Source organism: Kitasatospora sp. MAP5-34, from assembly GCF_029894335.1.
Taxonomy (GTDB): Bacteria; Actinomycetota; Actinomycetes; order Streptomycetales; family Streptomycetaceae; genus Kitasatospora.
In genome coordinates this window covers 104,228-112,507 of record NZ_JARXZC010000024.1, presented here as the reverse complement: position 1 = coordinate 112,507, position 8,280 = coordinate 104,228, and the positions used below count along the sequence as shown (strand labels likewise).

The window sequence follows — 8,280 nt, the reverse complement described above, 5'->3', positions numbered from 1 at the left end:
ACGACGTCGGCGTTGTAGAACTGGCTGTCCGCGCGGACGATCACCGTTCCGGTCGCGCCGGCCTGCCGGGCGGCCGCGAGGGCCTCGGCGGTGAACGGCCCGGCGCCGCGGGCGTCGGCGGCCTTGCCCCGCCGCAACCGGACGGCCGCGATCACCGGGCGGGCCAGCGGCGTGCTGAGGGTGGCCAGGATCGGGTGCAGCGTCCGCACACCCTTGAACCGCCCGACCTCGGCGCCCCGCTTGGCGCGGCCGTAGACGCGCCGGTGGGTGGGGTCGATGTCGACGAACGCGACCTTGTCCGCGCCGGGCAGCAGTGGCGTGGTCCGGGCCAGGCGGGCGAGGAAGTCCCGGTGCACCGCGTGGAGCTGCCGGTTGTGGCCGTGCGTGAAGGCGCGCAGGAAGGTGCCCAGCGTCGAAGGCGCGCGCACCCCGCCGGACAGCAGGCGCATCGCGCCGTGCCGCAACCGGTCGGTGTCGTCGATGGAGTCCGCCCCGGCGCACATCGCCGCGATCAGCGTCATCGCCTTCGCACCCGGGTGGGCACCGCCGCTGTTGCCCGCGCCCTCGATGCGCAGCCGCTCTGCGACGAGACCGTGCAGGCCGGCGCGTTCGGCCAGGCGAACCAGCGGGACCAGCCCGGCGTCCGCGATCAGGTTCGGCGCGTCGAACGCGACGGAAACCGCTCGCGGCGGCATGAGAGACTGCATCCCGGAGATGCCCCTCCAGATCAGTTGGATGTAACCCTAGACAAGTCACATCTTCCCTGGTCAGGGGGCATCTCCGCTTTCATGTCCGGACCCTGGACCGGCTATTGACCGGTGGATTCGGGCTGAGCCGGTCCACGACAGGCCGACGCAGAACAGCCGGAGCCCTGGCAGGGCTCCGGCTGTTCCAGCTGTCCCGCTCAATTCCCCTTGGCCGGTCGATACACAGCCACCCGGTCACGGATTTCTCGAACTTCCTGATCGCTGAATCGGGCGGCTGCCCGCAAGGGCAGCTCGCGGCCATCCGTAAAGTGCAGAACGAGCATCGAGAACTTGGCTCCAGCATTTCCGCTGCCCCGGGTGACCGTCAGCTCCTTGACCTCTTGCCAGGCCACCCGGCGGGTTCGCCCCAGCGATCTCTCGGAAATTCCCTGCTGATCCACCGTCAAGCCGAGACGGGCACCTCGGTAGCACCACCACAGGGACGCCACGAGAATAGCGCCGTAAAAGATTCGCGCCGCCACCGAGCCCCGCATCATGGACGCGGAACTGATCAGGAGAAACCCCACCCCCACGGCGACGAGGGCTACTCTCTGACCCTTCGGATAGATCCTCATCTGCTTCTTCAAGGTTGATCCTCACCGAGTACTGTGCGGGCTGCCAATCGCCTGTCCTACAGCTGTGCAAATCGAGAACAGTCGGCCGATGCCCGGTCCAGGCTGATTCCTTTCGCGGAGCATCGGCCGACTGCGGACCGACTACCTCAGATCAGCTTACGGCAGGGAGGCCGCCCACCCCAGACCAGCCCCCACGGGAGTAGTCATGAAGGTCTTGACGCTGGAGGCTACCTGCGGAACCCGCCCTTCGTACTTTCGAACCTGATTCAGGACGGTCGGCGCAATGGTGGCCACCTTTATCGACCATTTTGCCACCGGCAAATTGTCGACCGCTTGCCAGTTGGCGGTTTCGCCAACATTCCAGAGGTTCTTGACGCCTCCGACAATCCCGGGAGCAGCTTTGCCGGTAGCTTGTGTGAGCGTCAGAGCCGAACCGTATTTGGCCACCGATACCGCGCCGCTGATTCCGAGAGTCCCCGCCGTGAGCACGCCGTCCAGCAGGATGGAACTCGAGTTCTTGTCCCATCCGCCATCGTCTGCGATCGTCTGCTGTGTCCGGACTCCGTACGCCAGCGCTTGAAGGCCGGCACATGCGGCCCAGCCGACTGCGGGGACAAAGCATCCTGCCGTGGCGACCACGGTCGCCAGCATTCCTCGGTGGTCATCAATCCAGCTTCCGGTCGCCTCGGCATAGTGCCCGGCGCAGCCCCAGAAACCATGGCACCCCGACTTCTTGTGCTTGGACTGATCAGTCTTGCCACCACCGCCACCACCGCCGTCGTCGCTGCTCGTGGTGCAGGTGAAGCACGGCGCCGGATCCTGGTAGTCAGGGTTCGACCTGGTCTTGTTGACCGCGTCCTGCAGTTGCTGCGTCGTCCCACCAGTGTCACCGGTCTCGGGGTCGTAGAGCATCAGGCCGGTGGGGTCGCTGCCGGTGACGGGGTTGCTGCCTGCGTAGTTGTAGCCGCCGAGTTGGCGGGCGTCAGCGGCCTCGAAGACCGGGTCGACGCTCAGGAAGCGGCCGATGGTCGAGTCGTACTGGCGGACGCCCAGGGTGGTGAAGCCGGTGCTGGTGTCGGTCGGGGCGTTGAGGAAGGTGCGGTTGTCGGACCAGGTGGTGGCCGTTCCGCGTGCGGCGCCGTAGGGGGTGAACTGGCGCCAGGTCGGGGTCTGGCAGGTCGAGTCCAGGGCCAGGCCGGCGGTGCCGTGCTGGTCGGGGATCTCGAAGGTGTAGGTGGAGGTGGGGCCGCCGAGGGTGCCGGTGCGGACTGCGGTGCCGCCTCCCGGGAGGGTGTAGTAGCGGGTGCCGCTGAGGGCGCCGGTGGAGGTGAGGGTGAGCTGCTCGCCCGGGAGGTAGAGGGTGGTGGCGGTGGGGTCCTTCTGGAGGAGGACGGTGCCGTCGGCGCCGTAGACGTAGTTGGTGGGCCCGGCCGTGCCGCCGGTGACGCCGGTGAGGCGGTCGGCGTCGTCCCAGGACAGGGTCTGGGTGCCGCCGGCGGGGGTGGTGCGCTGGGTGGTGTTGCCGGCGGTGTCGTACTGGTAGGAGGTGGCGGCCGGCGAGCCGCCGGTGGCGGTGGTGGAGGTCAGGGTGTGGGCCTGGCCGGTGCCGTTGCCGTTGTAGGTGTAGCTGGTGCTGGTGTCGGTGCCGCCGGTGGTCGAGTGGTCGACCTGGCTGGTGCGGTTGCCGAGGGCGTCGAACGACCAGTTGGTCCAGTACGCGCCGCCGCTGACGCCGTCGCCGACGTTGGAGTGGGCGGCGGCGGTGGGTGTGGCCGCGCAGGAGTCGGAGGCCGTCCACGCCTGGGAGAGGCGGTCGAGGGTGTCGTACTGGTAGCACTGGGTCTCGACCGTGCTGGTCGAGCCGAGGCGGGTGGAGATCTGCTTGGTGATGTTGCCGGAGAGGTCGTAGGTGTATGCCTGCTCGTCGACGTTGGTCGGGGTGGCGAGCTGGCGGGTGACCAGCTGGTCGGTCAGCCGACCGGTGTGCAGGTCGTACTGGTCGGTGATGTACCCCTCGCTGGTGGCCGATCCGATGGTCTGCTGCTGGACCCGGCCGTAGGCGTCGTGGATCACGCCCTGGGCGTAGCCGTACGTGCTGCCGAGCGAGTTGGGCAGGTCGAGGTTGCCCGCGTAGCCGTGGGTCACGACCTCGGGCGGCAGGCCCGCGCCGCCCTGGTAGACGTCGCGGAACGGCAGGCCGGTGGTGCTGGTGTAACTGTGCGTGAAGGTGTAGCTGGTGCCGAGCGTCGAGCCCTCGGTGCTGGCCGGGATGGTGACGGTCTGTCCGAGCGGCTCGCCGAAGACGTTGAAGCCCTTCTCCTGCGTCTGGTACGCCGCGCCGTTGCTGTAGCTGGTGGTCGTGGTCAGGTGGCCGACCGGGTTCGTCACGCCGGGCACGCCGTTGGAGTTGTCGTAAGCCCAGCCCGCCAGCTGGTTGCCGCTGGTCTGGCCGGTGCTCGGGGCGTCGTACGAGGCGGTCTTGCGGTCCAGCGCGTCGTACGTGTAGCTGACGGTCTTGCCGCGCGAGTCGACCGCCTGGGTGAGCAGGCCGCCGGCGTCGTACTGCATGGCGCTGTGGCCCGCGTCCGGGTCGACCTTGTCGGTGACCTGGCCGAGCAGGTTGTACGTGGTGGTCCAGGTGGAACCGCCCGCGTTGACCTGGTTCTGCTTGCCGCGGTTGTCGTAGCCGTAGGTGATGGGCTGCGTGGTGCCGCCGCTGACGGTGTACGTCCCGGCGAAGGTGTCGGCCGGGGTGTTGAGGGTCGGCGGGGTGGTGTAGTCGTCGAGCTCGACCGTGCGGCCGAGCGGGTCGGTCACCGTCGTCTTGGGCGTGCTGCCGGTCGGCGGGAGGACGGTGGTGCGGTCACCGTTGTAGACGGTGGTCGTGGTGGAGACGACCAGGTTGTTCTGCTCGGACTGGTCGACGGTGACGCGGCCCTGGCCGTCGTACGTCAGGTAGTCCTGGTTCGGCACCTGGTCCTTGAGGCTGGTCGCCGACACCAGGGTGGTGTTCGGCAGGGTCGCCGAGTCCCACCAGCCGTTGTAGGTGGACGTGGACCACCCGTGGGTGTCGTAGAAGGTGTCGGTGACCATGCGCCCGCTCTGCGGCGTCGGGTTCTGGGTCTGACGCGGGCGGAGCAGCGCGTCGTAGATCACCGTGCTGACCTGGTAGGCGGCCTCGTCGTTCATCTTGCTGGTGGTGACCGCCGTGACACCCGTGTTGGAGACCGTGTAGGCGAAGACGTAGTTGGCCGGGTTCGTCGCGGGGGCCCGCGAGGCCAGCCAGACGCCGGTGGTGCGGCCCAGCGTGTCGTACTGGTTGGTGGTGACCACCAGGTTGGCGTCGGTCGCGGTGAGCACCGAGCCGCGTGTCGGGTCGACGGTGCTGGTGGTCTTCTGGCCCAGCGGGTTGGTGACCGTGACGCCGGTCGGGTTGCCGGCCGAGTCGGACGCGTAGTCGGTGTGGGTCTTGGCGCCCTTGGCGTCGTACACGTCCTGCGGCCGGCCGAGCGAGTCACGGACCTGGGTGCTGGTGGTGACGTACGTCAGCGCGCCGCCCGACGCGCCGTTGGCCGTCTGGACCACGGAGGGGTCGCCGAGGGTCGGCGCACCGGTCTGCGGGAAGGTCGGGGCGGCCGGCTGCGGCCAGGTGGCGGCCGTGGTCGGGTCGTCATAGAAGATCCGGCCGGCCGTGACCACCTGGTCGGGACGGGTGACGCTCGTGGGCGCGACCACCGTGTTGACCGAACCCGGGACACTGCTCGGGCTGCCCTGGGTGAAGCCACCGCAGGCGACGGAGTCGGTCTCGGTGCTCGCAGCCAGGCCGACCAGGTTCAGCGTGGTGTTCGGCTGCGCGTACGCCGTGGTGGCGCACTGGTCGTACGCCGTGTTGACCGGCACGGTGTGGGTGTAGGTGGCCGCAGCCAGGCCGAAGTCGGGGTCGGTGGTGTCCGTCACGTAGGACTTGTCGGTCTCGTTGATCCGCCAGGTGGTCGCGCCGGTGCCGGTCAGCGCCTGACGCTTCCAGCTCTCCACCGGCTCGATCGCGTTGGCCGTCAGGTCGGGCAGCCCGGTGCGCGAGCGGGTGGCGGTGGCCGCCGAGACCCAGTAGGACGTGATGTCCGAGTGGTCGACGCTGCCGCCCTTGCCGGTCCAGGTCGTCTCCTCGAGCGGCTTGCCGGAGAGCTGGCTCAGGTCCTCGTGGGCGCCGCCCTGGGAGTCCGTCAGCATCCTGGTGCCGGAGCCGTTGTCGTTGGACATGCCCTGGTAGTAGACCGACTCGCTCTCGGTCTGCCTGTCGTTGACGCCGTCGCCCGTGTACGTCCTGACGTCGCCGTAGCCGCGCGACTGGCCGTACGTGCGGTACTTGGACTGCACGACCTCGTTGTCGTCGTAGTGCCAGGCCGCGTTGAAGTAGTCGTACGAGGTCGCCTTGACCGGCGCTCCGCCCGTCGGGTCGGTCTGCGTGACCTTCTGCACCACGTACTTGTTGAACCAGTCGAGGATCTGGCTGGTGTAGCCGCTCGGCGTCCAGTAGACGGGGTAGCAGGACGAGGTGTTGGCGGCGGGGTTGATGGTCACCGGCGCTGTACACGGGGTCGGCTGGGTGTACTGCACGCCGATAGCGGACCCGGTCTCGGTGGTGATCGAGCTGACGCGGAAGCGGTAGAGCGGGGGCAGCCCGTCCGTGGTGGAGTCGACCCGGTTCTGCAGGTCCAGCTTGCCGAAGGTGATCGGCGGGAGGGTGAGCGCGGTGGTGTTTCCGCCGCCCTTGAGGTCGTTGCCCGTACGGGTGATCGAGTCGAGCCAGAGGGTGGCTCCGCCGTCACCGTTGGTCGGCATGCTCTCGCTCAACGCCCAGGTGTCGACCGGCTTGTAGCTCGTCGACGCGGGGTCGTACTGCTGGGTGGCGATCGAGGCCAGGCGGACCGTCGAGAAGAACGACGGGCTCTGCGCAGTGCAGGTCGCACCGGAGGCGCAGACCATGTCGAACGGGACGTCGGGCCAGCTGGAGCTGGTGGCCGCAGTCAGCGGACCGCACCCGGTGGTGTTGCAGCGGTTGCCGGGGGTGAAGGCGACCCGGTCGGGGGCGGTGCCGTACGCGTTGCCGTCGGTGAAGCCGTAGTCGATGTGGTTGAGGTGCGAGTCACGGATGTACGAGACGTTGCTCGCACCCTTGTTCTCGCCGTAGTAGTTGGTGTCCTGGTCGTAGTAGTAGGACATCGCGTTGCCGCGCACGTCCTTGACGTAGTCGAGGTTCCACCGGTACGCCATGGTGCAGACGGAGGACGAGAAGCCGGACGAGTTGTAGCACGGGTCGCCCGCGTGGGCGGAGTAGACCGGCACGGAGTCCACCGAGTTGGTGGTGGCCTTCCCGGAGCCCCAGCCCGGCAGCTCGTTGCGGCCGAACGAGAACGCGGTGCCCGTGCGGTCGGTCACCGTCCAGTAGTCGGTGTTGTAAGTGCCCGAGCCGTTGGACGAGTTGGTGACGTGCGTGACCACCGCACCGCTGTCGTCCGCCGCCTTGTAGACGTTCTTGGCGGCGTCGTAGACCAGGGAGGTCGAGGCGCCGTTCAGCGAGATGGTGAGCACCTCGCCGCCGTAGCACTCGTCGTACGTCGCGGACGGGGAGGCCGAGCCCTCGGGGCTGTCCGCGCACGGGACGTAGGTGCGCTCGATGTACGACTGCGGCATGCTCCAGCCGTCACCGACCCAGGACGACTGCGACTGGGAGGCGGAGGTCTGGCCGTCCACCGAGCCCGAGTCGTAGTCCAGCGAGAGCTTCGGCGCCAGGGCGGACGGGGCCGGCGGCACCGCGAGCGGGTATCCGTAGGTGAAGGAGCCGGTCGAACCGCCGGTGGCCCAACTGCCGGAAGCACTCAGCGTGGTGGCTGAGTACGTACCAGACGGGCCGCCGCCGTCGGCGGGCGAGCCGGCGGTGGCCGCGAGGACCATCGGCACGGCAGCCACTGCGGACTGCTGGTTCTGCAGCAGCGACTTCCCCTTGACGGACGGGATGCTCGCTGCCAGCTGGACCTGTGCCGAAACGGTCTTCCTGGTGGGGTTGTTGGTGGAGCTGAGCGGGGTCCGGGTACGGCAGGAGGCCAGTTCGGGCGTGGTCAGCGCGCAGGCTGGCAGCTGCACGAGCTGGAGGCGGGAGCCGAAGTCACCGCCGTTCGCCTGCGCGAAGGCCGAGTAGTCGAGGCTGACCTGAGCCGCCCCCTGGCCGGCCTTGGTCGGCGTGAGCGTGAACAGGACCCCGGCGATGCCGGCCTTGGCGGCGGCCGTCCGGTCCTTGACACTGACCTCGGCGGCGGCCGGGCCGGCGTACGAGGCGCCCTTAGGCGGTGCAGCCTTCAGTGACACCGGCACACTCGGGCCGGTCGCGGCCGCCGACAGCGTCGGCGCGCCCTGAACGACCGCCACGGTGGCGGTCGCGGGCTGCGGGAAAGCGACCTTCGTCGGCCGGTAGGCCGGCGCGGACTGGTCGGCAGCCTTCCCGAAGTGGCTCCCGACCGCCGAGACGCCCTTCACGGCAGGCGTCTTCCCGAGCTTCGGAGCGCCCGCGTGCACCGGCGCAGCCGCCCGCAGTGCCAGTGCCGGAGCCGCGCCCATCGACGACGCCATCACCGTCGCGCACGCCAGCGTGACCGTCAACAACCTTGCTATTCGGCGATCTCGCCGTTTTCCACCCAGTGTTTCCATCGCCCTGTCTCTCTCACTCCATGAGTTATGAGCACCCCGCCCGCAGGCCTGACTGGGCGGCCGAAGCCGGGCCCAGCGAAGCGACGATTCCAGTTGGTTCCATCCGGAGTGGCAAAGAGATGGCCAAAAGATCAAGATCGAATCTCGGAATATCGCGACAAAGCCCGATAAATTCGAGCGTGATCTGTGCCACAGGACGCCGAAGTGCCAGAACGGATGCCTAACGTGACCGTTGATCAGGGCCAGGGGGCCCT

The 8,280-nt window shown here is 68.6% G+C and carries 3 protein-coding genes; all 3 read right to left on the bottom strand.

Annotated elements, in window-relative coordinates; all coding sequences use genetic code 11:
* Positions 1-707: transposase (locus P3T29_RS20360; RefSeq protein WP_280717954.1), on the bottom strand; the 707-nt coding region annotated here is incomplete at its 3' end.
* A gap of 197 nt (positions 708-904) precedes the next feature.
* Positions 905-1,333 (bottom strand): PH domain-containing protein, encoded by a 429-nt coding sequence (locus P3T29_RS20355; RefSeq protein ID WP_280717953.1) that lies wholly within the window; start codon positions 1,331-1,333, stop codon positions 905-907.
* 144 nt (positions 1,334-1,477) lie between these two features.
* The gene (locus P3T29_RS20350; RefSeq protein WP_280717952.1) at positions 1,478-7,978 is read right to left on the bottom strand and encodes an RHS repeat-associated core domain-containing protein; all 6,501 of its coding nucleotides are present in this window, start codon (positions 7,976-7,978) and stop codon (positions 1,478-1,480) included.
* Positions 7,979-8,280 lie beyond the last annotated feature (302 nt).